The sequence below is a fragment of the Amycolatopsis sp. NPDC059657 genome (assembly GCF_042734395.1).
Classification (GTDB): domain Bacteria; phylum Actinomycetota; class Actinomycetes; order Mycobacteriales; family Pseudonocardiaceae; genus Amycolatopsis.
Genome location: NZ_JBHWEB010000020.1, coordinates 27,102 through 50,281, shown reverse-complemented (window position 1 = coordinate 50,281; position 23,180 = coordinate 27,102). Strand labels below are relative to the sequence as shown.

The 23,180-nt window shown below is 66.9% G+C and carries 25 protein-coding genes; 15 read left to right on the top strand and 10 right to left on the bottom strand.

Features of this window, described 5'->3' with window-relative positions; translation table 11 throughout:
• The first annotated feature begins 123 nt into the window (after positions 1-123).
• The 7 genes from ACFV15_RS13810 to ACFV15_RS13780 all read left to right on the top strand — a co-directional run bounded on the left by ACFV15_RS13810 (position 124) and on the right by ACFV15_RS13780 (position 7,074).
• Positions 124-849, top strand: a complete 726-nt coding sequence (locus ACFV15_RS13810; RefSeq protein WP_378350583.1) for a helix-turn-helix transcriptional regulator — start codon at positions 124-126, stop codon at positions 847-849.
• Entirely contained in the window at positions 836-1,972 is a 1,137-nt protein-coding gene (locus tag ACFV15_RS13805; RefSeq protein WP_378350582.1) for a cytochrome P450, read from the top strand. The genes ACFV15_RS13810 and ACFV15_RS13805 overlap by 14 nt, the downstream gene beginning before the upstream one ends.
• A gap of 74 nt (positions 1,973-2,046) precedes the next feature.
• Complete coding sequence (locus ACFV15_RS13800; protein ID WP_378350581.1) at positions 2,047-2,565, top strand: general stress protein; 519 nt, start codon at positions 2,047-2,049, stop codon at positions 2,563-2,565.
• A gap of 209 nt (positions 2,566-2,774) precedes the next feature.
• Positions 2,775-4,097, top strand: coding sequence for an ABC transporter substrate-binding protein (locus tag ACFV15_RS13795; RefSeq protein ID WP_378350579.1), 1,323 nt, complete (start codon positions 2,775-2,777; stop codon positions 4,095-4,097).
• Positions 4,094-5,047 carry a carbohydrate ABC transporter permease gene (locus ACFV15_RS13790; RefSeq protein WP_378350578.1) on the top strand — a complete coding sequence of 318 codons (954 nt, stop codon included), beginning with the start codon at positions 4,094-4,096 and terminating at the stop codon, positions 5,045-5,047. The genes ACFV15_RS13795 and ACFV15_RS13790 overlap by 4 nt, the downstream gene beginning before the upstream one ends.
• Positions 5,047-5,889: a carbohydrate ABC transporter permease gene (locus ACFV15_RS13785; RefSeq protein ID WP_378350577.1), complete on the top strand. Its 843-nt coding sequence runs from the start codon at positions 5,047-5,049 to the stop codon at positions 5,887-5,889. The genes ACFV15_RS13790 and ACFV15_RS13785 overlap by 1 nt, the downstream gene beginning before the upstream one ends.
• 3 nt (positions 5,890-5,892) lie before the next feature.
• Entirely contained in the window at positions 5,893-7,074 is a 1,182-nt protein-coding gene (locus ACFV15_RS13780; protein ID WP_378350576.1) for an ABC transporter ATP-binding protein, read from the top strand.
• A gap of 76 nt (positions 7,075-7,150) precedes the next feature.
• Here the strand turns inward: ACFV15_RS13780 and ACFV15_RS13775 are convergent, their stop codons facing one another.
• Both ACFV15_RS13775 and ACFV15_RS13770 read right to left on the bottom strand, forming a co-directional pair.
• Positions 7,151-7,657, bottom strand: a complete 507-nt coding sequence (locus ACFV15_RS13775) for an SRPBCC family protein (protein WP_378350575.1) — start codon at positions 7,655-7,657, stop codon at positions 7,151-7,153.
• Positions 7,650-7,973, bottom strand: a complete 324-nt coding sequence (locus tag ACFV15_RS13770; protein WP_378350574.1) for an ArsR/SmtB family transcription factor — start codon at positions 7,971-7,973, stop codon at positions 7,650-7,652. The genes ACFV15_RS13775 and ACFV15_RS13770 overlap by 8 nt, the downstream gene beginning before the upstream one ends.
• Before the next feature lie 55 nt (positions 7,974-8,028).
• On the opposite strand from ACFV15_RS13770, the gene ACFV15_RS13765 reads away from it, so the two are divergent.
• Entirely contained in the window at positions 8,029-9,072 is a 1,044-nt protein-coding gene (locus ACFV15_RS13765) for a DnaJ domain-containing protein (RefSeq protein WP_378350573.1), read from the top strand.
• 54 nt (positions 9,073-9,126) lie between these two features.
• Here the strand turns inward: ACFV15_RS13765 and ACFV15_RS13760 are convergent, their stop codons facing one another.
• Complete coding sequence (locus ACFV15_RS13760) at positions 9,127-10,551, bottom strand: radical SAM protein (RefSeq protein ID WP_378350572.1); 1,425 nt, start codon at positions 10,549-10,551, stop codon at positions 9,127-9,129.
• Entirely contained in the window at positions 10,552-13,134 is a 2,583-nt protein-coding gene (locus ACFV15_RS13755; RefSeq protein ID WP_378350571.1) for a glycosyltransferase, read from the bottom strand.
• A 138-nt stretch (positions 13,135-13,272) separates the two neighbouring features.
• Here ACFV15_RS13755 and ACFV15_RS13750 point away from each other — a divergent pair, with 138 nt between their 5' ends.
• Positions 13,273-13,470 carry a PspC domain-containing protein gene (locus tag ACFV15_RS13750; protein WP_091299451.1) on the top strand — a complete coding sequence of 66 codons (198 nt, stop codon included), beginning with the start codon at positions 13,273-13,275 and terminating at the stop codon, positions 13,468-13,470.
• Positions 13,471-13,472: 2 nt separating this feature from the next.
• On the opposite strand, the gene ACFV15_RS13745 is transcribed toward ACFV15_RS13750, so the two are convergent.
• A complete protein-coding gene (locus tag ACFV15_RS13745) occupies positions 13,473-13,805 on the bottom strand; it encodes an MmpS family transport accessory protein (RefSeq protein WP_378350570.1) in 333 nt (110 codons plus the stop codon).
• A gap of 74 nt (positions 13,806-13,879) precedes the next feature.
• Positions 13,880-14,554: a TetR/AcrR family transcriptional regulator gene (locus ACFV15_RS13740; protein ID WP_378350569.1), complete on the bottom strand. Its 675-nt coding sequence runs from the start codon at positions 14,552-14,554 to the stop codon at positions 13,880-13,882.
• Positions 14,555-14,652: 98 nt separating this feature from the next.
• On the opposite strand from ACFV15_RS13740, the gene ACFV15_RS13735 reads away from it, so the two are divergent.
• Positions 14,653-16,146: an MFS transporter gene (locus ACFV15_RS13735; protein ID WP_378350568.1), complete on the top strand. Its 1,494-nt coding sequence runs from the start codon at positions 14,653-14,655 to the stop codon at positions 16,144-16,146.
• Between the two features lie 5 nt (positions 16,147-16,151).
• Here the strand turns inward: ACFV15_RS13735 and ACFV15_RS13730 are convergent, their stop codons facing one another.
• The 3 genes from ACFV15_RS13730 to corA all read right to left on the bottom strand — a co-directional run bounded on the left by ACFV15_RS13730 (position 16,152) and on the right by corA (position 18,916).
• Positions 16,152-16,994, bottom strand: coding sequence for a chromosome partitioning protein ParB (locus tag ACFV15_RS13730; protein ID WP_378350566.1), 843 nt, complete (start codon positions 16,992-16,994; stop codon positions 16,152-16,154).
• Positions 16,991-17,644: a metallophosphoesterase gene (locus ACFV15_RS13725; protein ID WP_378350565.1), complete on the bottom strand. Its 654-nt coding sequence runs from the start codon at positions 17,642-17,644 to the stop codon at positions 16,991-16,993. Before ACFV15_RS13725 ends, ACFV15_RS13730 begins: the two co-directional genes overlap by 4 nt.
• Positions 17,645-17,824: 180 nt before the next feature.
• Positions 17,825-18,916, bottom strand: a complete 1,092-nt coding sequence (gene corA / locus ACFV15_RS13720) for a magnesium/cobalt transporter CorA (RefSeq protein WP_378350564.1) — start codon at positions 18,914-18,916, stop codon at positions 17,825-17,827.
• A gap of 318 nt (positions 18,917-19,234) precedes the next feature.
• On the opposite strand from corA, the gene ACFV15_RS13715 reads away from it, so the two are divergent.
• Both ACFV15_RS13715 and ACFV15_RS13710 read left to right on the top strand, forming a co-directional pair.
• Positions 19,235-19,738 (top strand): MaoC family dehydratase, encoded by a 504-nt coding sequence (locus ACFV15_RS13715; protein WP_378350562.1) that lies wholly within the window; start codon positions 19,235-19,237, stop codon positions 19,736-19,738.
• Between the two features lie 15 nt (positions 19,739-19,753).
• On the top strand, positions 19,754-20,860 hold the full coding sequence (locus ACFV15_RS13710; protein WP_378350561.1) for a DUF2332 domain-containing protein: 1,107 nt from the start codon (positions 19,754-19,756) through the stop codon (positions 20,858-20,860).
• Positions 20,861-20,900: 40 nt separating this feature from the next.
• Here the strand turns inward: ACFV15_RS13710 and ACFV15_RS13705 are convergent, their stop codons facing one another.
• Positions 20,901-21,329 carry an NUDIX hydrolase gene (locus tag ACFV15_RS13705; RefSeq protein ID WP_378350559.1) on the bottom strand — a complete coding sequence of 143 codons (429 nt, stop codon included), beginning with the start codon at positions 21,327-21,329 and terminating at the stop codon, positions 20,901-20,903.
• Between the two features lie 59 nt (positions 21,330-21,388).
• Between ACFV15_RS13705 and ACFV15_RS13700 the strand changes: the two genes are divergently transcribed.
• From ACFV15_RS13700 to ACFV15_RS13690, 3 genes are read left to right on the top strand one after another with little or no spacing between them, the layout of a single operon-like run.
• On the top strand, positions 21,389-21,679 hold the full coding sequence (locus ACFV15_RS13700; protein ID WP_378350677.1) for a hypothetical protein: 291 nt from the start codon (positions 21,389-21,391) through the stop codon (positions 21,677-21,679).
• 23 nt (positions 21,680-21,702) lie between these two features.
• Positions 21,703-22,263: a PH domain-containing protein gene (locus ACFV15_RS13695; protein WP_091299419.1), complete on the top strand. Its 561-nt coding sequence runs from the start codon at positions 21,703-21,705 to the stop codon at positions 22,261-22,263.
• 52 nt (positions 22,264-22,315) lie between these two features.
• Positions 22,316-23,179 carry a PHP domain-containing protein gene (locus ACFV15_RS13690; RefSeq protein WP_378350558.1) on the top strand — a complete coding sequence of 288 codons (864 nt, stop codon included), beginning with the start codon at positions 22,316-22,318 and terminating at the stop codon, positions 23,177-23,179.
• The last annotated feature ends 1 nt before the right edge of the window (position 23,180 follow it).

The following is a 23,180-nucleotide window of genomic DNA, read 5'->3' as shown; positions in this document are numbered from 1 at the left end:
TTTCTTCTTTGGTGGTTCCTTTTTTTTTTTTTTTTTCTCTTGTACCCTGTGGGTGTTTTTGGGGTGGTTGGGTTCCCGCGTGGTCAATACCCGGGGGGAACACTCACGACTTACGCTGGTCGCATGATCGGGTTCACGCCGACGCCGGGCCTGCGCGCACACGTGGTCGCGCGCTGGCTTCGCGATGACGTGGGCCCGCTTCCGCCGTCGCTCCCGGAACCCGCCGTGGACCTGCTGGTCATTCCCGGCAGGGGGCTCTGGCTGGCGGGTGCCGAGCAGGTCGCCAGGCAGGGGTCGCTGCCGCCGGGCGGGAAACTGACCGGCTTCCGGTTGCGGCCGGGTGCCTGCCTGGCCTGGTTCGGGGTGGCGGCCGACGAGGTCCCGGTCGGCGGTGCGCCGATCGAGGAGTTGCTGGGCGCCCGCGACGCACGCGCGCTCGAAGCCGGGCGGCTCGAGCCCAAGCGCGAGCCTGACGAACTCATGCTGCGGGTGGTGCGCGCGATGGACGCACGGCCGGAGCTCACCGTCGCCGAGCACGCGGACCTGGCCTGTCTTTCGGAACGGCAGCTGCGGCGACGGTTCGGTCAGGCCGTCGGGCTGCGGCCCAAGGCCTATCTGCGGGTGACCCGGTTGCATCGGGCCGTCGACTCGGCCCGCGAATCGCTCACGCTCGGCAAGCCGCCGCACTGGGCGGACATCGCCGCGCGGCATGGGTTCTACGACCAGCCGCATCTGCTCGCCGAGTTCCGGCGGTCGGCGGGATGCCTGCCCGGCGCCTTGGCCGATGGCCGTTTTCTCCAAGCCATGGCCGCGCCGCCGTCGTCACGATCGGCTGATGACCAGCACTGAAGTGATCTTCGATTTCCACGAACGGACCGCGGGCGACGGGCTGCGTGAGCCGGTCCGGTTCGAGCATGGCGCCTGGTTCGTGCACGGCCACGCCGACGTCGATCGCGTGCTCACCGAGCACGCCACGTTCTCGTCCGATGAGCTGCGGTACAGCGCCGAGGCCGTGCCGCACGCGGACAATCCCTTGCTGCGCACCATGCTCGCGCTCGACCCGCCCGAGCATCATCGGCAACGCAAGATCGTCAGCCGCGCGTTCACCCCGAGGGCGATCGAGGCGCTGAAACCACGCATCGCCGCGACCGTTCGCGATCTGCTCGACGCACCCAAGACGAACAGCCTGGACTTCATCGACGGGTTCGCCTATCCGCTGCCGATCAGCACCATCGCCGCGTTGCTGGGCGTCGATCCCGCACGGCAGCCGGACTTCGTGCGCTGGGCGGAGGCGGTCACCTCGTTCGCCGGTTCGTTCGCGCGCGACCCTTCGCGCCGGGCCGAATTCGAGAAGGCATATGACGAACTAGCCTGCTATTTTCGCGAGCTGTTCGAAGCACGCCGGGCGGCGCCACGCGACGACGTGATCAGCACCTTGCTCGCCGCCGGCGGGCTCACCGATGACGAACTGGTCGACTTCTGCGCGCTGCTGCTCATCAACGGCCACGAGACCACGAAAACCTTGCTGGTGAACGCTTTGCTGTGCCTCGACCGGTATCCGTGGCTGCGCGCCGCGCCGGTCACGGGCATCGTCGAAGAAGTGCTCAGGTTCCTGCCACCGTCGGGTGGCACCGACCGGTTCACGACCACCGCGACGAGTATCGGCGGGCACGCGATCAGCCAGGGCGAGCGGGTGGTCGCGATGATCATCTCCGCCAATCGCGATCCGGCGGTCTTCGCCGATCCGCACCGCTTCGACCCTCGGCGGGCCGCGGGCGCGCAGCTGTCGTTCGGGCACGGGATCCACTTCTGCCTCGGGGCGCATCTGGCCAGATGGCAGGCCGAGATCGCGCTCGCGGCGCTGGTCGAGCGGCTGCCGGGACGCTGGCGGCTGCCGGAGGAGTCGACCCGGATCCAGGCGACGCCGGTCGGCGTCGACGTCACCGCGCTGCGGCTGGACTGGGACGGCTGACGCCTGGTTCGCACGCTCGCGCCGGACTTGAGAGGATGGGACGCACAATCCTCACGAGTGCGTAGGTGGTCAGCTTGAGCAGTCCCTTTGGTGGCAAGCAGCCCGCGGGGCAGCCTCGGCTTCCGACCCCGCCGAGCGGCTGGCCGATCGGGTCGTACGGGACCTACGGCGAGGCGCAGCGCGCCGTCGACTACCTCGCCGAGAGCGAGTTCTCGGTCGAGGACGTGACGATCGTCGGCGTCGACCTCATGCTGGTCGAACGCGTTATCGGCAGGCTTTCCTGGGGACGGGTGCTCGGCACCGGCGCGGTGTCCGGTGCCTGGTTCGGGCTCGTGGTCGGGCTGCTGCTCGGCATGTTCAACAACCAGGGATTCGCCTGGCAGCCGATGCTGACCGGGCTCGTCTTCGGTGTGCTGTCCGGCGTCGTCTTTGCGGCAATCGGGTACAGCATGTCCAAAGGCCGCCGCGATTTCTCCTCGGCGAGCCAGCTGGTCGCCGGCCGCTACGACGTGCTGTGCCAGCCGCGCACGGCCGAGCAAGGCCGTGACTTGCTGGCGAAACTCGCCATGCGGCCCAGTCCCTCGACCGGGTGAGATGATCTACCCCGGTACTACCAGGTCTCTGAATCGTTGCGGATGACGCTTGCGGGCTGTGATCGGCCGGAATAGGTTGCTCACACCAGTCGGGCGGGACGGCCTCCACCGTTCCGCCCGAGCACTAGCACGTCGGGGTGCTGGCGCGGGTGATCGTTCAGCCTGCCGGAGTACTCCGGGCCTCGTCGTGCGCGCCGCTAGGAGGCCTGATGGGGAAAGCGATCGCGGGCAAGCAACGGGGGCGCTCGCCGGGCAGGGTCGCGGCGCTGGCGGGCGCCGGGCTCGTCGCGGCGAGCCTGCTCACCGCTTGCGGTTCGGACAGTGGGCTGAAGATCAACCTGTACCACGCGCCAGAGGACAACCTGCAGTCCGTAGTGGACAATTGCAACAAGGCGGCGGCAGGCCGCTACGAGATCGTCTACAACAAGCTCCCGCGTGGCTCGGACGGTCAGCGCGAGCAGATGGTGCGCAGGCTCGCCGCCGGCGACACCTCACTCGACCTCCTCTATCTCGACGTCACCTGGGTCGCCGAATTCGCCGAGGCGGGCTGGGCGGAGGAGTGGACGGGCGCCAACAAGGAGAAGGCGTCCGCGGGAGTGTTGCCGGGGCCGCAGGAAACGGCCATGTGGAACGGAAAGCTCTACGCCGCCACCAAGAACACCAACGTCCAGCTGCTCTGGTACGACGACCGGCTCAGCCCGACGCCGCCGAAGACGTGGGATGAGATGATCTCGCAGGCCCAGGCGCTCAAGGCACAGGGCAAGCCGGGCAACATCGTCTTCACCGGCGCGCAGTACGAAGGCCTGGTCGTCTTCTACAACACCCTCGTCGAGTCGTTCGGCGGGCACATCCTCTCCGACGACGGCAAGTCCGTGGTGATGGACGACGGCGCGATCAAGGCGTTGGCGCTGCTCAAGAAGATCGCCACCTCGAACGTCACCGACGCGTCGCTGACCAACTCGCAGGAGGACGACGTCCGCCAGGCGTTTCAGCGTGGCAACGCCGGGTTCGAGCTGAACTGGCCGTTCGTCTACGCGGCGTACGCGAAGGACAAGAAGGCGGACCTGCCGCACTTCAAGTGGACGACCTATCCGGCGGCGGAGGCGGGCAAGCCGGCCAAGACCACCATCGGTGGCGCGAACCTGGCGGTCAGCACGTACTCCAAACACAAGCCAGAGGCGTTCGAGGCCGCGTTGTGCCTGCGTAACCCGGACAACCAGAAGTTCTCCGCGCTCAAGTCCGGTGTCCCGCCGACCATCGAGTCGGTCTACACCGACACCAAGCCACTCGACGCGAGCAAGCCCGCGAGCGCCGACAACCCGAGCATGGACACGGAATACCCGATGCGCATGACGATTCTGGAAGCGCTGAAGTCGGCCGCCGTCCGGCCGCTGACCCCGGCGTACCAGAACGCGTCCACGCTGATGTCGAAGATCCTGTCGCCGCCGTCGGACATCGATCCGCAGGCCACCGCGGACAAGCTGCGTGCCCAGCTCGGCGACGCGCTGAACTCGAAAGGGGTGATCCCGTGAGCCATGCGGTCAAGGAGGCTCCCGCCGCGGCGGGCAGCAAGAAGGCGAAACCCGCGCTCAGCGAAGGAAAGAAGGCCGAGCGCAAACTCGGCCTGTTGCTGTGCGCACCCGCGTTCATCGTGATGGTCGCGGTGACGGGTTATCCGATCATCTACTCGGTCTGGCTCTCGCTGCAGCGCTACGACCTGCGTTTCCCGGCACAGCAGGAGTTCATCGGATTCGACAACTACGTCTCGGTGCTGACGAACAGCTATTGGTGGACGGCGTTCGGCATCACCATGCTGCTGACGGTGGTCTCGGTGATCATCGAGTTCGTACTCGGCATGGCACTGGCGTTGATCATGCACCGCACACTCGTCGCGCGTGGCTTGATCAGGACGGTCGCGCTGATCCCGTACGGCATCGTCACGGTCGTCGCGGCGTTCTCGTGGTTCTACGCGTGGACTCCGAAAACCGGCTATCTCGCGAACATCTTGACCTGGTTCGGCTCGGACACGGCCGTGCTGACCGACAAGTGGGCGTCGCTGGCGGTCATCGTGGCCGCCGAGGTGTGGAAGACCACGCCGTTCATGGCGCTGCTGCTGATGGCAGGGCTGGCGCTGGTGCCGGACGACCTGCTCAAGGCGGCGGCGATGGACGGCGCGACCGCGTGGCAGCGGTTCACCAAGGTGATGCTGCCGGTCATGAAGCCGGCGATCCTGGTCGCGCTGCTGTTCCGCACACTCGACGCGTTCCGCATCTTCGACAACATCTTCGTGCTCACCAAAGGCGCGCAAGATACGGCGTCGGTATCCATGCAGACCTACAACAACCTGGTGAAGGGCTTGAACCTCGGTATCGGGTCGACCATGGCCGTGCTGATCTTCCTGACGGTGGCGATCATCGCGTTCATCTTCATCAAGGTGTTCGGCACCGCCGCGCCCGGGTCGGACGAAGGGGGGAAGCGCTGATGGTGATGGGTGGAGCGGTCACGACGAGCCGCAAGGTCAAGTGGGGCCTGGTCGACATCCTGGTGCTGGTGTTCGCGCTGGTGCCGGTGCTCTGGGTGATCTCACTGTCGTTCAAGACCAAGGCGACGATCGCCGACGGGAGTTTCATCCCGAAGGAATGGTCACTGCAGAACTACGCCGACATCTTCCAGACGACGGAGTTCATCAGAGCGCTGGTGAACTCGATCGGCATCGCGATCATCGCCACGGTGATCGCGGTGGTGCTCGGCACGATGGCGGCGTACGCCATCGCCAGGCTCGACTTCCCCGGCAAGCAGCTGCTGGTCGGGTTGTCGCTGCTGATCGCGATGTTCCCGCAGGTCTCACTGGTCACGCCGTTGTTCAACATCGAGCGCGAGCTCGGGCTGTTCGACACCTGGCCCGGCCTGATCCTGCCGTACATCACGTTCGCGCTGCCGTTGTCGATCTACACGCTGTCCGCCTTCTTCCGCGAGATCCCCTGGGAGCTCGAGAAAGCGGCGAAGATGGACGGCGCGACACCGGCGCAGGCGTTCCGCAAGGTGATCGCGCCGCTGGCCGCGCCCGGCGTGTTCACCACGGCGATCCTGGTGTTCATCTTCTGCTGGAACGACTTCCTGTTCGCCATCTCGCTGACGTCCACCGAGGCGTCGCGCACGGTGCCGGCCGCGTTGTCGTTCTTCACCGGGTCCTCGCAGTTCGAGGACCCGACCGGGACGATCTCCGCGGCAGCCGTGGTGATCACCGTCCCGATCATCATTTTCGTGTTGTTCTTCCAGCGCCGCATCGTGGCGGGGCTGACGTCCGGTGCGGTGAAGGGGTAAGACATGGCTGAAATCGTCCTGGACAAGGTTTCCAAGAAGTACCCCGACGGCGCGCTCGCCGTGTCCGAAGTGGACATCACGATCGCCGACGGCGAGTTCATCATTCTCGTCGGCCCGTCCGGCTGCGGGAAGTCGACCACGCTGAACATGGTCGCGGGCCTGGAGGACATCTCCAGCGGTGAGCTGCGCATCGACGGCAAGCGTGTCAACGAGAAGGCACCGAAGGACCGCGACATCGCGATGGTGTTCCAGTCCTACGCGCTGTATCCGCACCTGAGCGTGCGGGAGAACATGGCGTTCCCGTTGCGGCTGGCCAAGGTGGACGACAAGACGGTGCGCGCCAAGGTCGAGGAAGCGGCTCAGATCCTCGACCTGACCGGGCACCTGGACCGCAAGCCTGCGAACCTGTCCGGTGGGCAGCGGCAGCGCGTCGCGATGGGCCGGGCGATCGTCCGTAACCCCAAGGCGTTCCTGATGGACGAGCCACTGTCCAATCTGGACGCCAAGCTCCGCGGGCAGATGCGGACGTCGGTGTCGAAGATCCAGAAGCAGCTCGGGACCACCACGCTGTACGTCACGCACGACCAGACCGAGGCCATGACGCTCGGCGACCGGGTCGTCGTGCTGCGGGCCGGGTATGTGCAGCAGATCGGGTCGCCGCAGTTCCTGTACGACAACCCGGCGAACCTCTTCGTCGCCGGGTTCATCGGGTCGCCCTCGATGAACTTCGTCCCGGCGACTTTGGAGGAAGGGTCGCTGCGGAGCGCTTTCGGGACCGTGGCGCTGACCGATCGCGTCCGGCGGCTCGCTGAGGCGGCCGACGCGCCGCGTGAGGTCATCGTCGGTATCCGGCCTGAGCATTTCGAGGACGTCGCGTTGCTCGACGACGCTCAGCGGCAGGGTGGTGCGACGTTCACGGCGACCGTCGACGTGCTCGAGTCGATGGGGTCGGAGAAGTACGCGCACTTCACGGTCGAGGGTGAGTCGGCGACGTCTTCGGAACTCGCCGAGCTGGCCGCGGACAGCGGGTCGGATGACGTCCCCGGCGGCGAATCGGCGGTCGTGGCACGGCTTTCGGCGGCTTCCGCCGCGGCCGAAGGCCAGCCGGTCGACATCTGGTTCGACGCCGACAAGGTCAAGCTGTTCGACCCCTCGTCGGGCAAGAACCTGACCTACTCGGAGTAAGTTGTCCTGGCCCGAATGTGGCTTTCGTCAGATCGCATCTGACGAAAGCCACATTCGGGCTTTTCTCAACCCCGGATCAGCCGGCGATGTTGGAGCCGGTCTCCAGCAGCGACTTGAGGTCGCAGAGGATCCAGGCCCAGCCGCCGCCCGCGTTGGTCTCGTCCTCGTCGGTGCCCGCGATCATGCGGGCGGTCGCCGGCGCGTTGGTCACGTCGTGGGTGACCGTGAGACGGGTGCCCGCCGCCTTGGTCTCGAAGATCTCGTAGGTGAGCTTGGTGAAGCCCTCGGCCATGATCTCGGGCGACATGACCAGCCGCCAGGTCTGCACGAGCTTGCGGGGCGGGTCGGCCTCGATGACCTCGCCGTCGACGATCACCTCGGGCATGCCCATGTCGAGCCACTCCTGCGTCGACCGGGTGACGTACTTTCCGCCTGGCCTGAGTTCGTAGTCGACCAGCCCGGTGTAGCCGTACTTCGCCGTGAACTCCGGCTTCGTGATCGCGTCCCAGACCGCCTGCGGGGTGGCCTTGATGTAGATCCGGTAGACCTGCTGGGTACGGGTCTCGGTGACGGTTTCAGTCATGATCGGCTTCCAGTTCTCGTTTGAGGTCGGCGAGCACCGAGACGTGGTGCTCCGTGTACTTGTCGATCCACCGGTCGTGGATCAGCCGGATCGGCACCGGGTTCAGGAAGTGCCGCTTCTCCCGGCCCTCCTTGCGCGTGGTGACCAGGCCCGCCTCCTCCAGCAGGCGCAGGTGCTTCATGACACCGAACCTGGTCATCTCCAGTTCCGACTCCAGCTCGGTGAGCGTGCGGCCGTCGCGCTCGAAGAGCTGGTCAAGCAGGTGGCGACGCGTGGGGTCGGCCAAGGCCTTGAACACCAAGTCGTCGTCGGACACGCTCCGAGAATAGGTGACCAAAAGGTCACATGTCAACGCCGCGTAGGCTCACGCCGTGCAGGGGTTCGACTACTACGAGCTGCTCGGGCTGGCGAAAACGGCCTCACCAGCGGAAATCAAGTCCGCGTACCGGGCGCTGGCCAAGTCGATGCACCCCGACGCCGGGGGCACCGCCGGTACCTTCCGGCTGCTCCAAGAGGCTTACGGAACGTTGTCGGACCCGGCCAAACGCGCCGTCTACGACCGCGCGCCCGGCGACGTCATCGCCCCGCCACGGCCACGCTCGCCGGTCCGCACGCGGCGGCGCGAGTTCGGCGCCGATCCCGCGTTCGAGCCGCCCTCGGTGGTGCTGGACCCCGACGTCATCCCGTGGTGGGACCTGGTCGCCAGGCCCGCGTCACGGCGCGCGCAGCGCGAGGGGAACGGGCACGCGCCGTGGCTGATCGTGGTGGCGGGCGTGCTGCTGCTGTTCGTGCCGATGGCCTGGGGCGTCTGGGTGCTGCTGGTGGTCGTGGTCGCCGGGAGCGCCGCGTGGCTGGCGCGCGGCTACGTCGCCGACGTGCGCACCGAGCGCGGAATCTCCGCCGAGTTCGGCACCACGACCGAGTTCGGCCGGGTCGGCGCCGACGCGGACCAGATCGGCGAGCGCCGCACGGCGGAGTTGCTGCGACGGTATTTCACCCAGCTGCCCGAGGTGCGGATCTTCCACAGCCTCGCGCTGCCGGGCTCGGTGTTCGCCGACATCGACCACGCCGTGCTCGTCGGCAGGCGGCTGGTGCTCGTCCAGTCGAAGTCCTGGCCGCCCGGACATTACGAGATGGACGAAGAGTCCTTGTACCGCAACGGAAACCGGTTCCGCGGCGGCTCCAGCTCGCTGCCGGAGGCGATCGCCGAGTACAAACGCCTGCTCCCGGACGTCGAGGTCATCGGCGCGCTGCTCATCTACCCCAACCGCGCCGGAGTCGTGACGGCCGACGCCGACCTGCTGATGACGCCGGAGCAGTTCGTCATCGAGATCGGCGACTGGCTGGCCGAGCGGCCCGCCGCGATCGACCCGGAGGTCTTCCGCGCCGTGCTCGCCCAAGTCGTCTCCCGCTAGCAGGACTCGTGAGTGGTACGGCCGGTTCTAACCGGCGAAAACACTCACGAGTCCTCACAGCTCAGTGTTGATGATGGCCTCGACGAGGGTTTTCCCGTTGGTGGTCAACGAGATCTGATCGGGCTCGAGCACGAGCAGCCCGCGCTCGGCCAGCGAGCGGAACCGCGAAAGCCACGGCTCGTCGAACAGTGAACGCCCGAACCGCGCCCTGTGCAGCGAATCCCGGACCGGCGCGAGCGTCGTCAGCGCCATCTTGATCGCGCGGGACTCCTGGGCCTCCGGCGAGAACCGGGTCGCCGAGCCGAGCGGGATCCGGCCTTCGTCGACGGCATGGGAGTACCGCTGCCAGTGCACGTCGGTGATGGCCTCCGACTCCCGGCAGCTCGAACTGCCACCGAGCCCGATCGCGACCTCGGCCTCCTGCTTGTCCTGGTCGACCATGATGGCCTTCCACTTCTCCGGCTCGGCGCCGCGCGCGAAGTACATCGTCGGGTACTCGCGATAACCCGCCGCCTGCAAGCCATCCGTGAGCAGTGCGCGCATCTGGTACTGCTCGCCGAGTGGTGGCCAGCGATGACCTTGGCCGACGAGCTTGTCGCGATAGTCCGGCAGTTGCCACGCCGCGGGTTGCACGCCCGCCACGCCGGTTCTGGTGTCGGTGTAGGACTTCAGGTGCAGCTTCGTGCAGACCACCGCGGGCGGCTCGTGTTCGAGGACGATGTCGAGGTCGCGGCGGACGCTGTCGACGGTTTGGTCGAGTAGCCCGTACATCAGGTCGATGCTGTACCAGTCGAAGCCGAACGCCTTCGCGTTACGCAGGAAGTCGACGCACATTTGCGAGCTGTGCTCACGCCCGCACTGCCGCAATACCTCGTCGTCGAACGACTGGACGCCGCTCGACAGCTTCGTGCAGCCCAGCGAGCGCAGCAGTTCGAGCTTTTCGGGCGTGAACGTGCTGGGGTCGCCTTCGAACCGGATCGTGGTGTCTTCGGTGAACCCGAAGTTCTCGCGGTAGAAGTCGAGTAGCCGCCGGATCGCGTCGGCGGGCAGCAGGGATGGTGTCCCGCCGAAGACGTTGAACTCGCCCACCGGCGCGTCACGCAGGTTCGGCACCCGCTTGAGCCAGAGCTCCGCCTCGCGGATGTTCCAGTCGACCCACTGTGTCGCCTTGTCGTCCGCGACCGCGCCCTTGACCAGCACGACCGGGTATTGGCAGAACCGGCAGCGGTACGCGCACGTCGGGATGTACGACCACAGGTGGATCGGCGCGGTGTCGGCGAGCTGCTTGCCGAGGTCGTCGAGGAAGTCCTCGGTCGAGTACGTTTCGTTGCCAGGAAAGACATGCGCGCCGAACGGGTCTTCGGTCACGTAGTCGAGCAGATGCCGGTTGACCGGCGCGGTGAGTGACTGCGACACCTCGGGAACCGGGTAGCCGGTGTCCGTCTCGCGTAAGGAAGTAAGCGCTTCCACATAGTCCATTCAGAACACCCCGCCGTTTCCGAAATAATTGTGCGCTTCGCCGGATTCCCTGTCCTCGCAGTAGTAGTGGACTAACTCGGTGAACCGTTCCGCCGGCACTTCGGCCAGGCAAGGCGGAAGTGGCGGTGGATACCCGATGTCCTCGCCGACGGTCTCGCGCAGCCGCGCGAAGATCTCGTCCGCGAACTCGAAGTACAGCCGGAACGAGGGCGTCTTGTACGCGTGGATCGGCGTGAAGTCGACGATCCGCATCTCCTCGGTGATCTCCGCGATCCGCTGGGCGAGCCGTTTCGCCAGCGACGGCCCGAAGAACTCGATCACTCCGGCGTCGTCGAGCAGTGACGGGGTGAGCAGCACCGGCAGGATCACGTTCTTCGGCGTGAAGTCCTTGATCGAGAATTCCCACGCCTGTAAGGCTTCCGCCTCGGTGAGGTCGCCTTCGAGGTCGACGACCGGATCCGCCACCCGGATGTCGCGCATGACGATCACCCCGTCCGAACCGTAGGCGCGGCCAGTGATCACCTCCTCGATCGCGTGGTTGACCCGCCTCGGGTTGATCTCGACCCGCGACTTCGGCGCGTACACGATGTCCTCACCGGACGCGCGCACCTTGATCCCGAAGTCCCAGTCGTCCGAGAGATGGTTGACGAACCGGCCGCCGGAGAGCTGGTAGAAGATCTCGATCCCGCCGACCTGGTCGTAGACGTCCCGGTCGACCGCGAACCCCTTGCCGTCGGGGAAGCCGCCGAACAGCGAGAAGGTGACCTGACGGCAGCGCAACGTTTTCTGGATCTCGGTCCAGAGCCGTGGCCGGTGCGTGAAGTGCTCCGCCGCGTAGTAGTAGTCGCAGACGCCGATCGCGGCCTTGCTCGACTCCATGGCCGCGAACAGCTCACCGAGCCAGTCGGGTGCGACGCGGCAGTCGGCGTCGGCGCCGACGAGATAGAACCGGGCGCCGTCCTCGCGGCCACGGCTGCGGAGGGCGGCGAAGTCCATCCCTGTCTTGCGCGCGCAGGCCGGGCCTTGCTCCGGCTCGGGGATGAGGTGGACGGCCAGGTCGGGGTGCGCGGCGGTGAACGCGCGCACCACCTCGGTGGTGTCGTCGGTGGAGTTGTTGTCCACCAGCACGATCTCGTAGAGCGCGTGGTCGAGCGGCATGCCGCCGGAGTCGCGCTGGTCGTAGAGCGACGCCAGCGCCGACGGCAGGTTCGCCGCCTCGTTGAACACCGGGATGACCACGCTCATCCTGGTCCGCTCGCCCATCGGGGCGGGCAGCAGCGCGGCCAGCGCCTCCTCCGCGCGGTCACGGCCGAAGTGCCGCTCGCCGAGCCGGTGGTTGAACTCCGCCATCTGGGCACGTTTCCTTTCGTCCAGCAACAGGTCCGCCACCTCGGCCACGAAGGACTCGGTGGGCAGGTCGTGGATGGTGATGTCGAGTACGGGCGCCCGGAAGCCGTGTGAGCCGTACACCGTGTCGTACAACTCGTACCGCGAAGTGAGGTACGGGACACCCGACGCGATGGCCTCGCCGATCGGGTTGCCGTAGCTCTCGTAGTCGTAGGAGGTGAGGAACGAGACGATGTCCGCGTGCGCGAGCAGATCACGCACGGAATAGCCGTTCGGCGAGACCGTCTCGCGAGGCGCGAGCTTGCCACCGAAGACCACGCGCTCGCGCACTCCGAGGTCTTCGGCCAGTCTGGTCAGCTTCGCGTACTCGTCGGGTGCTTCGCCGATGTCGCCTGCCACGAAGAGGTAGGCGTCGACCCGGCCGGTGAGCACGGCGAGCAGGTGCAGATCACGGTCGATCCGTTTCTGGGGGATGATCCGCGTGCAGCGGGCGATGAGCGGGGCGTGATCGGGAATGCCGTGCGCGCTCCGGAAACGCGGGTTTCTCGGCAGCGGAATGTGACTGAACGTGTTGGGCAGCACGGAAATGTTCGTCAGTCCCGGCACCCATTCCAGCATGTGGTCCAAAGCGTCCTGATGTTGGACCACATAGTGGATGAACGGGGATTCACGCGGCCGAATGGTGCCGGGATAAGGAAACTCTCCGTATTTGCCGGTGCCGGGTTCGCTCTGCCACATCAGGTCGTGGTCACGCCACAACACGAACCGGCCGAGGCCCTTGCGTCTGCCGTACTCCTCGATGGCCAGGTAGAGCGCCTTCGTGTAGATGACGTTCTCCGGCAGTGTCCCGTTCTCGACGATCACGGACGAAACGTCCGCACTGGACCACGTCGCCAGCAGTAGGTCCTTCAGCTGCTCAGTGAGGGTTTCGGCACGCGGTGGCAGCTTATTTCCACCTTGAACCACGCCTTGAAGTATCTCGGTGACGAAGTCGGCGGTGTACCCGTCCAGCCGCTCGACGCCGTCAACGCGGTCGAGGCGCACCCAGCCGGGCAAGTGGGCGCTTTCGTCCGTGTACGGCCGAAAGAACGCGTTCTTGTCCGCTTTGATGTCATAGCCGAGGTCGAGGCGCACGCGAACGCCTCGATCCCGGAACAGGCGCGCGGTCTTGACGAACTCAACGACCAGGCCGGAAATCGGGGCGGCGTCGAAAGAGATTCCCCACAAGGTGGACATCGATTATGACGGTACGCAGAAACCCGCCGCTTCGCAGCATCGGCGGACCCCTAGGGGAAAAAGATCGGTGTGGAGCCTGATGCCGCGAGTGGCGCGGAACGGGCAAAGTCGGTGTTACCAACCGACAAGGAGTTCGAAATGACCACGACGACCACCACCAGGCTCACCCGACCTCGCCACGGCCGCGTGTTCGGCGGCGTCTGTGCGGGGATCGCCCGCCGTTTCGGCATGAAACCGGGCACGGTCCGCCTGCTCGCGTTGCTGTCCTGCCTGCTGCCCGGGCCGCAGTTCATCCTGTACCTGGTCCTGTGGGTGGCCATCCCCGAGTCGGACTGACCTCATTCCTGAGTCGCCGCGGCGCAGTCGGCGGCCCCGCTCGCGTCGACGGCTCGCTCACTCACGAGCTTGCCGTCGACGAAGATGCGGCACACGGTCCCCGGAGCGCCCCCGCGCACGCTGATGTTGTTGAACCCGGCGCCGACCGGCGAGTCGCGCTGCCATGGCAGCTGCCGCTCCACCGGCTCCGGGTTCTTCGACTCGCCTGCCAGGCTCGACACGACCTTCGCCGTCCCCGGGCCGTCGACTTCCATGCGGACCTGCCAGGTCCGCCCACCGCAGGCCGCCGTCAATGCCAGCACGACGACCGCGAATGCCACTAGTCCACTACGCATACGTCCAGCGTGGCCTGGTGGCGAACCGCGTCACCTCAGCTGAATGACCGGTTCCGGTCGGCCGAAAGGCTCGCTCACGAGCCGCGTTTGCGCCAGGAGCACATCGCGTTGTCGAGCGCTTCGGTGTCGAGCGGCTCGTGCGCGAGCTCGGACGGCGCGCCGGGCGCGCCACGCAGGCCGTCGAGCAGCAGGCCGAGACTGCGCTTCCACAGGCCGGGCTCGGCGAGCTGGGTGTACTCCGCGACCGAGCCGATCATGAGCGTGATCAGCGGCAGGTCCGTCGGCGCGAAATCCGCGCGCAGCTTGCCGCTGGCCTTCGCGCGCTCGACGAGTTCGGTGCAGACCGGGATCATCCGCTCCTTCGCCTCCGCGACCTGCGCGTGGCCGAAGGCGTTGGACAGCATCACCTCGCGCAGGCCCCGGTCCTCGGCCTGCAGTCCCACGATCTTCCAGACGAAGCTCGCGAAGCCGTCCCACGGGTCCGGGTTGAGCAGCGCTTCCTCGGCCTGCAGGCGGACCTCTTCGAGCCGCTCGGCGAACATCGCCTCGACCAGGTGCTCCTTGCTCGGGAAGCGCCGGTAGACGGTGCCGACGCCGAGTCCGGCGTGGTGCGCGATGTCGTCGAGGGTCGCGTCGAGGCCGCGCTGGCCGAAGACCTCGCGGGCCGAGGCGATGATCCGGCGGCGATTGAGCTCGGCGTCTCGCCGCAGCGGCCGCGTCCGTGCGACGGGAGCTGTGTCCCGTGTCATGGTTTCCAGTCTAGCAAAGTAGAGACGCCTTCTCCGCTTAGTGTGTACATTGATCTACATAAGGGGAGACGCTTACTCCACATAAGGGACATCACTTCATGCCTGACTCAGCAACGGCTGTCGCCGTACCACCTGCCCACCATTCGGAGAACCCGCATCACGCCCGCCGGTGGGCGATCCTGGCCGTGATCGGCATCGCCCAGCTGATGGTCGTGCTCGACGCCACCGTGGTGAACATCGCCCTGCCGTCGGCGCAGCACAGCCTCGGGTTCGGCGACGACGCGCGCCAGTGGGTGGTCACCGCGTACGCGCTCGCGTTCGGCAGCCTGCTGCTGCTCGGCGGCCGCGTCGCTGACCTGTTCGGACGCAAGAACGCGCTCATGGTCGGCTTGGCGGGCTTCGCGGTCGTTTCGGCCATCGGCGGCGCCGCGAACGGCATCGAAATGCTCCTGATCGCGCGAGCGGCCCAGGGTGTCTTCGGCGCGCTGCTGGCGCCCGCCGCGCTCTCGTTGCTGACCACCACCTTCACCGACCCGAAGGAACGCGGCCGCGCGTTCGGCGTGTTCGGCGCGATCGGCGGCGGCGGGGCCGCGCTCGGGCTGCTGCTGGGCGGCGTGCTCACCGAGTACCTCGACTGGCGCTGGTGCATGTTCGTCAACATCATCTTCGCGGTGATCGCCTTCGCGGGCGCGGCCGTGCTGCTCAAGTCCCAGCCGTCCGAGAAGCGGCCGAAGCTCGACATCCCCGGCACGATCACCGCGTCCGCCGGCCTGTTCGCGCTGGTCTACGGCTTCTCGAACGCGCAGAGCGACTCGTGGTCGTCCGCCTCGGTCTGGGGCTTCCTGGCCGCGGGCCTGGTGCTGCTGACCGCGTTCGTGATGATCCAGCAGCGCGCGGAACACCCGCTGCTGCCGATGCGAGTGCTGCTCGACCGCAACCGCGGCGGCTCGTTCCTGGCCATGTTCCTGCTGGCCATCGGGATGTTCGCGATCTTCCTGTTCCTGACCTTCTACGTGCAGCAGAACCTGCGGTTCAGCCCGGTCGAAAGCGGCGTCGCCTTCCTGCCGATGGTCGCCACGCTGATGATCGCGGCGACCTCCGCGACCACGATCCTGCTGCCGCGCGTCGGTCCCAGGCCGCTGGTGCCGACCGGCATGGTGATCGCCGCCGCCGGCCTGTTCTGGCTCAGCGCGATCGACACCACCAGCACCTACACCGGCGGCGTGCTGCTGCCGCTCATGGTGATGGGCGTCGGTATCGGACTGGCGATGGCGCCTGCGATGAGCGTCGCGGTACTCGGTGTCGACGAGCATGACGCGGGTGTCGCGTCGGCCGCGGTCAACACCATGCAGCAGATCGGCGGCTCGATCGGCACCGCGCTGCTGTCCACACTGGCCGCGAACGCCGCGACCTCGTTCATCGAGGGCAAGGCGCCGACCCAGCAGCTGGCCGCCGAGGCCGCCGTGCACAGCTACACGACCGCGTTCACCTGGGCAGGCGTGATCTTCGTGGCCGGTGCCGTGATCACCGGGCTGCTGCTCAAGCCCGGCGCACCCAAACTCGAAGGCGCGCCGACAGTGGTCCACGTCTAGACAGGTCAGCGTTTCTGCGAGCGGACCGCTTCGATCACGTCGTCGTCCCAGCGATGGGTGCGGATCAAGCGGTACCGCTCGCACGCGACCCACAGGTAGGCCTCGGCCTCGGTCCGCTCGCCGATCAGGTCCGCCTGCCGCATCATCCCGACCACCGGCTCGTATTCCTCGTCGTACCACCGTTTCGCGATGGTCGCGCGGTCGGAGAAGACGCCTTCGTCCTGCATCAGCCGGAAGCCCCACGCCTCGACGTGCTCGCCGAGCCGCGAGTAGTCCCATGCGTCGCTGAACACGACCGAAGCACGCGACTGGCCGGTCAGCGGCACCCGCTCCAGGAACAGCCTGCGGTAGTCCTTGACGATCAGGTCGCCCCGGTACCGGATGCCGCTCGGGTCCAATTTGGTCCGCACCTCGACGATGTCCGCCTCGATCGCCCGGATCCCCATCGCGTGCGCCACCGAAACCCGGTGATGGCCGTCGATGATGAAGTGCAGGTCGCCGATCCGGTACACCTCGATCGGCGGGATCGACTCGCCGCGCCGCGCCGCCAGCGCGAGGCGTTCCCAGCGCTCACGCACCCGGCCCGAGGTCGGCCGGAACCGGCGGTCGAAATCGCGTCCCCGGTCCACGCTGCCGACGATCGAGTCCAATTTGATCACCCGCGTGCCGATCCGGCGCTCGCTCATATAGCCGAGCGCGTCGACGACCTCCTTGAACGGCAACATGATGTTGACGTCGTCGGGCTCGCCGCGCAGCCACTTCGCGAGCCGGGACATGACCTGGCGGCGGCGGGCGCGCAGGAAGTCGGCTTCGGCGTCCGCGCGGGGAAAACCGGTGTCCCTGCTCATATCGAGAACTCCATCACCTGGTGGCCGACGACGTTGCGCAGCCGCGTCGAGCCGGCCACGCGATCGGGCACGGCCTCGCCGTGCGGGTGGATGTGCCCGTGCAGCAACCATTTCGGGCGCAGGCGCGCGATCGTGCGGTGCAGGCAGTCGAAACCGCGGTGCGGCGGATCGTCACGGTCGCCGAGATGCAGCGGCGGCGAATGCGTGAGCAGGATGTCGACCCCCCGGCCGTCGCGGTGCCGCTTCCATTCCGCGCGCCGCACCAGTTTCCGTGCCCGGCGCGCCTGCTGGCGCTGCGTCCACTGGTTCGGCCCGTCGTTGTACCTGATCGACCCGCCGAGCCCGGCGACGCGCAGGCCCGCGATGTCCACGACGCGCCCGTCGGCGTTGATCCCGCCTTGCGGTCCTGGCCATTCGACCGGGAAACCGTCCTTCATGGACAGTCCGCCGTAGCGGGTGAAGCCGCTCAGATCCGGATCATGATTGCCTGGCACGAACACGCACGGCTTGTCCAGCGCGCTGGCCAGGAACTCCAGATACTTGAACGGCAGGTCACCGGCGCCGATCACGAGGTCGACCGGGAAACCGCGGACGGCGTCTGTCCACAGTCGCTCGTCGACCTCGTCGGCGACCACCAGTGCCTTGACCATAAGCCCAGGATAAGGGCATGGGCGCTACTTCACGCCGTGTGCGAACGCGGGGTCCTTCATGATGACCAGTGTGATCACGATGACCCACACGACGCCGACGGCGAGTGCCCAGAACTTGAGGTTGAGCAGAATCTTCGGCATGACAGAACTCCTGTAACTCGACCGGGTGGAAAGAAACAGTTAGAGCCACTGGTTCTTTCGGAATATTCGGTAGAGCAGCAGGCAGATGCCCAGAATGGTGGCCACCACCAGCGGATAGCCGAACTGCCAGTGCAGCTCGGGCATGTAGTCGAAGTTCATCCCGTATATGCCGGCGAGCGCCGTCGGTACGGCGATGATCGCGGCCCACGCGGTGATCTTGCGCATGTCGGTGTTCTGCTGGAGCGTGATCTTCGCCAGTGTCGCGTCGACCAGCGTGGTCAGCAGCTCGTCGAAGCTGACCACCCGCTCCGAAACCGTGGTGAGGTGGTCGTCGACGTCACGGAAGTACGAGCGGACCTCGTCGGGGATCAGCCTGCTGTAGCCCTCGGCGAGCCGCTGCAACGGCGTCTTGAGCGGCATGACCGCGCGGCGCAGTTCCAGCACCTCGCGCTTCATGAAGTAGATCTGCTCGGCGCTGACCTGGGAACGCGGCGCGAAGACCTGCGTCTCCATCTCGTCGATGTCCTGTTCGATGCTCTCGGTGACATCGAGGTAGTGGTCGACCACGTGGTCGGCGATCGCGTGCAGCACGGCGGCAGGGCCCAGTGCGAGGCGCTCCGGCTCCTCGTCCATCTCGCGGCGCAGCCTGGCCAGCCCGGAGTGGTTTCCGTGGCGCACGGTGATCACGAAGTCGCGGCCGAGGAACGCCATCAGCTCACCGGTCTCGACGATCTCGTTCGCCGTGGTCGGTGACTCGTGCTCGACGTACCGCACGGTCTTGAGCACCATGAACAGCGTGTCGTCGTAGCGCTCCAGCTTCGGCCGCTGATGCGCCTCGAGCGCGTCCTCGACGGCCAGCTCGTGCAGCCCGAACGTCTCGGCGACGCCCTGGATCTGCTCGGCGTCCGGTTCGTGCAGCCCGATCCACACGAAGCCGTCACGGCGCTTGCGCACCTCTTTGATGGCTTCGGCGTGCGTCCAGCGCCCAGGTAGGCGCTTGCCGTCCACGTACACCGCGCAGTCGACGACGTACGCCGAGAGCGGGACGGGGATCGGCCGCTCGGCAGGCGTGCCTTTGGCCTTGCCGTTGCCACGGCCTCGCAGGCCGCCGAGTGAAGGAATCGCAGGCATGGGATCTCCTGGCTGTGTCGTGCACGACCGCGCACGACCTCCCGGGCGTGCGCACAGACGACGTGCCGGCCTGGCCGGCACTACCAGCGTTCCCGGAAAGCCGGGGTCAGAAACCGGGGAGACCGGCCAGAGAGGTGGGAACGCTGGGACTACTAGGGAGCGGACTATCGCCACTACTCATCTGTGTTCCTCACCTCCTAAGGGCCTGAAGTGGTGATGGTCGCGTTGACGAGCGAACACCAATGGTTGAGGGTACTCCTCAACATAAGTGGCTGTCGCCGCAGGCTCTCGCGGCGTTACTCCGCCTTGGAGGTTTGGGTGCAGTTCGGGCGATATTTCGAGGAATTCGAGGTCGGTGCCGTCTACAAGCACTGGCCGGGCAAGACGGTCACGGAGTACGACGACCACCTCTTCTGCCTGCTCACCATGAACCACCACCCGCTGCACATGGACGCCCACTTCGCGGAGGAGACCACGGAGTTCGGCAAGAACGTCGTGGTCGGGAACTACATTTATTCCTTGCTCCTTGGCATGTCCGTGCCGGATGTGTCAGGTAAGGCGATCGCGAACCTCGAGGTCGAATCGCTCAAGCACGTGAAGCCGACCTTCCACGGCGACACCATCTACGGCGAGACCGAGGTGCTCGACAAGACGCCGTCGAAGTCCAAGGACGACCGTGGCGTCGTCTACGTCGAGACGCGTGGCTACAAGCAGGACGGCACGATCGTGTGTGTCTTCCGTCGCAAGGTCATGGTGCCGAAGCGGTCCTATGGTGATGCCAGGGGCGGCGAACAGCCTGGCCGTCCGGTTCCGCACGCGTAAAGAGGGGACCGTTCGATGGTGGGGCTAGCGGAGATCAAGGACGCGATCCGGTCGTTCGCGGTGAAAGAGGCCGGCGGCGTCGTCTCGCCGCTGTACGAGCACCTCGCGACCAAGGCGTCCGAGGACGACGAGATCGCAGGCCTGCTCACCTCGGCGCGTGACGGCGAGGCTCGCGGCACGCTGCTGATGGCGACCGCGCACCGGCTGATCCAGGCCGACCCCATCCACCCGCTCTCGCGGTACTACCCCTCACTCGGCGGCTTCGACGGCGTCGACAGCGAGACCTGGCCCCTTTTCCGTGAGTTCTTGCTCAGCCGGGAGGACAAGGCCCGCAAGATCATCGCGTCGCGCTACACGCAGACCAACGAGGTCCGCCGTGCCGCGCTGCTGTATCCGGCCGTTGCGCAGGCGGCCAAGGAAGCCGGCGGCAAGATCGCGCTGCTCGAGGTCGGCTGCAGTGCAGGGCTGCTGCTCGGGCTCGACAAGTTCTCCTACCGCTACCAGGCCGATGGCGGCGAGCAGCTCACCGCGGGCCCCGCCAAGGCCGCGGTCGGCCTGCACTGCGCGCTCGACCTCGCGCCCGGCGCCGTGCTGCCGAAGCTGCCCAAGAAGCTGAACGTGATCGCTTCGGTCGGGTTGGACCGCGCGCCGGTCGACGCCGACGACGAGGAAGAGCTCGCCTGGCTCGAAGCGTGCGTGTGGGCCGACCAGCCGGACCGCATCCGCCTCCTGCGCTCGGCGGCCGCCGCGCAGCGGAAGTACCCGCCGCAGCTCGTCACCGGCGATGCCATCGACGACCTCGGCGTCGCCGTCGACCGGCTGCCTGCCGACGCGCCGCTCGTGGTGATCACCAGCCACGTCCTGACCTATTTCCCGGATCGACGCGAAGAGTTCATCGACGCGCTCGCGGCACTCGCGGGAACTCGCCCACTGTGGTGGGTGAGCGAAGAGGCTTATGAAGGCGCGCTCAAGTACGTGCTCCCCGGCCGCGACGATCTGGCGTTCGAAGGCGCGGGCGCGATGTGCACCTTGGGGTTGACGTCGTGGTCGGACGGCCGGGCGAACGCTCGTGCGTTGGCGCGAACGGCTCCCCACGGCCAGCGCATGACCTGGCTCGGGTAGCCAGCCGGTCACATCCGGTGATGGGACTAGCGCGAAGGGTTTAAACAGGACGGGTGGCGGGCGCCGGGAGGGCGTCCCAGTCGCGCAACGTGACCAGCAGGCGGTCCGCGAGGGCGCCGCGATCATCAAACTCACCCAGCTCTTCGAGGGTGAACCAGCGCGCGTCACTGGCGTCGTCACCTGCTTGGAGCAGGCCGCCCGCCACGTCGCAGGCGTAGTCGTGGATCTCGTACGGACCACGCGTGACCGTGCCGACGAGTGTGCGGGGGATCACGTCCAGCCCCGTCTCCTCGCGCAGCTCCCTGACCACGGCTTCTGTGTCCGTTTCGCCGGGTTCGACGCGGCCGCCCGGAACGGACCACAGTCCGCGTCCCGGCTCGTTCGCGCGCTTGATCAGCAGTAATCCCCGCGCCGGGTCGAGCAGGATGCCGCCGACGCAGCGCACGCTGCCGGATGGCGTAGCCGTCATAGAACGAGCTTATCCAGATGACGTACTGACAAGTACTGTCCTGTACACGGAGAGTAGCCGTGAGGTACGCTTTACCGCAGCCGCTGACCCAAGCGCGGGACATTCCTCCCGTGTGTGAGCGCGGTGCGGTACAAAGTGAGCAGCTAGATGTTTTCGGGTTGTCGGCTCAACAGACGGGACTGATCGTTGTGAACGCGAAAAAGCTCGCGGTATTCGCTGGTGTCGCGTTGGTTCTCTTCTTCGTGATCGCCCAGCCTGGACAGGCGGCAGGCCTTGTCAACAACATCATCGGCTTCCTCCGGAGTGCCGCCGAATCGGTGATCAGCTTCGTCAGCGGCGTCTTCGCGTAGGTATCTGCGGATAGTCTGGGCTGATGTTCGCCCCACGCGATCCCGACGAGTACCTACTCGACACCGAACGGCGGGTCATCCGGATCCGCCGTCATTGGGCCGTCCTGCTGTGGGACACCTTCGAGGCCGCCGCGCTGCTGGCGATCTGCGTGCTGGTGTCCTACCTGCTGCCGCCCTCGATGTGGCTGGTGCAGAACATCCTCTGGTACGTCGCGCTGCTGGTGATCCTGCGGTTCGCGTACGTGGTGATGGAGTGGTGGGTCGAACGGCTGGTGGTGACGGACAAGCGGTTCGTCATGACCACCGGGGTGTTCACCACCAAGGTGCTGATGATGCCCATCACCAAGGTCACCGACCTCACCTACGAGCGCACGGCGACCGGCCGCATGATGGGCTACGGCACCATGATCGTCGAGTCGGCCGGTCAGATCCAGGCGCTCAACCGCATCGACTACCTCCCGCGCCCGGAGGAGTTCTACGACACCATCTCCGAGCTGGTCTTCGGCGACAAGCAGAAGCAGCAGGAGCGGTTCTCGATGATCAAGGCGCAGCGTGCCGCCCGAGGCAAGAAAGCGGTCGGCTAAACGCCTGGTCCCGGGGTCGCTGTGACGTACCGCATCGTCCACAATGGTCGTAATGCGCATCGATCTGCACGCCCACTCCAACGAGTCTGACGGAACCGACAGCCCGGCTGGGCTGATCGAGGCCGCCGTCAAGGCCGGACTCGACGTCGTCGCGCTCACCGACCACGACACCACCGCGGGCTGGGCGGAGGCCGCGAAGGCGGTTCCACCAGGCCTGACGCTGGTGCCCGGCGCCGAGCTGTCCACCGTCTCGGCCGATCCGGTGACCGGGCGGCAGATCAGCGTCCACCTGCTCGCGTACCTCTTCGATCCTGCTTCACCCGCGATCATGCGGGAGCAGACGCGGCTGCGGAGTGAGCGACGCACCCGGCTGCGCCGCATGGCAGAGAAGATGTCCGCGGACGGCTTGCCCGTCGACCCCGACGACGTGATGGACCGGCTCCCGCCGGACGCCGCGGGCGGGCGCCCGCATCTCGCGCAGGCGCTGATGCGCGCCGGGCTGGTCGCGTCGGTGAGCCAGGCCTTCGACAGCTACCTCGCCAAGGGCAGCGGCTACTACGTCGGCCGCGAGGACACCCCGATCGAGCAAGCGATCGACATGATCGCCGCGGCGGGCGGCGTCACGGTCATCGCGCACCCGTTCGCGCGGTCGCGGGGCGCGGTCATCCGGCCGGAGACACTCGCGGGCCTCGCCGCGCACGGCCTCACCGGGGTCGAGATCGATCATCCAGACCACGACGCGCCGACGCGGGCGGAACTGCGTGGCCTCGCCGCGGATCTCGGCCTGCTGGTGACCGGGTCGAGCGACTACCACGGCACCAACAAGCCGACCAAGATCGGCGCGGAGACGACCGATCCGCGCGCCTACGAGGAACTCGTCTCGCGGGCGACCGGCTCTTCGGTAGTGGTGGGCTGAC

Excerpts from the sequence above, each read along its gene's own strand:
- ACFV15_RS13810 (WP_378350583.1), top strand. The coding sequence starts at position 124 with ATGATCGGGTTCACGCCGACGCCGGGCCTGCGCGCACACGTGGTCGCG.
- ACFV15_RS13805 (WP_378350582.1), top strand. The coding sequence starts at position 836 with ATGACCAGCACTGAAGTGATCTTCGATTTCCACGAACGGACCGCGGGC.
- ACFV15_RS13795 (WP_378350579.1), top strand. The coding sequence starts at position 2,775 with ATGGGGAAAGCGATCGCGGGCAAGCAACGGGGGCGCTCGCCGGGCAGG.
- ACFV15_RS13785 (WP_378350577.1), top strand. The coding sequence starts at position 5,047 with ATGGTGATGGGTGGAGCGGTCACGACGAGCCGCAAGGTCAAGTGGGGC.
- ACFV15_RS13780 (WP_378350576.1), top strand. The coding sequence starts at position 5,893 with ATGGCTGAAATCGTCCTGGACAAGGTTTCCAAGAAGTACCCCGACGGC.
- ACFV15_RS13775 (WP_378350575.1), bottom strand. The coding sequence starts at position 7,657 with ATGACTGAAACCGTCACCGAGACCCGTACCCAGCAGGTCTACCGGATC.
- ACFV15_RS13760 (WP_378350572.1), bottom strand. The coding sequence starts at position 10,551 with ATGGACTATGTGGAAGCGCTTACTTCCTTACGCGAGACGGACACCGGC.
- ACFV15_RS13755 (WP_378350571.1), bottom strand. The coding sequence starts at position 13,134 with ATGTCCACCTTGTGGGGAATCTCTTTCGACGCCGCCCCGATTTCCGGC.
- ACFV15_RS13750 (WP_091299451.1), top strand. The coding sequence starts at position 13,273 with ATGACCACGACGACCACCACCAGGCTCACCCGACCTCGCCACGGCCGC.
- ACFV15_RS13745 (WP_378350570.1), bottom strand. The coding sequence starts at position 13,805 with ATGCGTAGTGGACTAGTGGCATTCGCGGTCGTCGTGCTGGCATTGACG.
- ACFV15_RS13740 (WP_378350569.1), bottom strand. The coding sequence starts at position 14,554 with ATGACACGGGACACAGCTCCCGTCGCACGGACGCGGCCGCTGCGGCGA.
- ACFV15_RS13735 (WP_378350568.1), top strand. The coding sequence starts at position 14,653 with ATGCCTGACTCAGCAACGGCTGTCGCCGTACCACCTGCCCACCATTCG.
- ACFV15_RS13730 (WP_378350566.1), bottom strand. The coding sequence starts at position 16,994 with ATGAGCAGGGACACCGGTTTTCCCCGCGCGGACGCCGAAGCCGACTTC.
- ACFV15_RS13725 (WP_378350565.1), bottom strand. The coding sequence starts at position 17,644 with ATGGTCAAGGCACTGGTGGTCGCCGACGAGGTCGACGAGCGACTGTGG.
- corA (WP_378350564.1), bottom strand. The coding sequence starts at position 18,916 with ATGCCTGCGATTCCTTCACTCGGCGGCCTGCGAGGCCGTGGCAACGGC.
- ACFV15_RS13710 (WP_378350561.1), top strand. The coding sequence starts at position 19,754 with ATGGTGGGGCTAGCGGAGATCAAGGACGCGATCCGGTCGTTCGCGGTG.
- ACFV15_RS13705 (WP_378350559.1), bottom strand. The coding sequence starts at position 21,329 with ATGACGGCTACGCCATCCGGCAGCGTGCGCTGCGTCGGCGGCATCCTG.
- ACFV15_RS13695 (WP_091299419.1), top strand. The coding sequence starts at position 21,703 with ATGTTCGCCCCACGCGATCCCGACGAGTACCTACTCGACACCGAACGG.
- ACFV15_RS13690 (WP_378350558.1), top strand. The coding sequence starts at position 22,316 with ATGCGCATCGATCTGCACGCCCACTCCAACGAGTCTGACGGAACCGAC.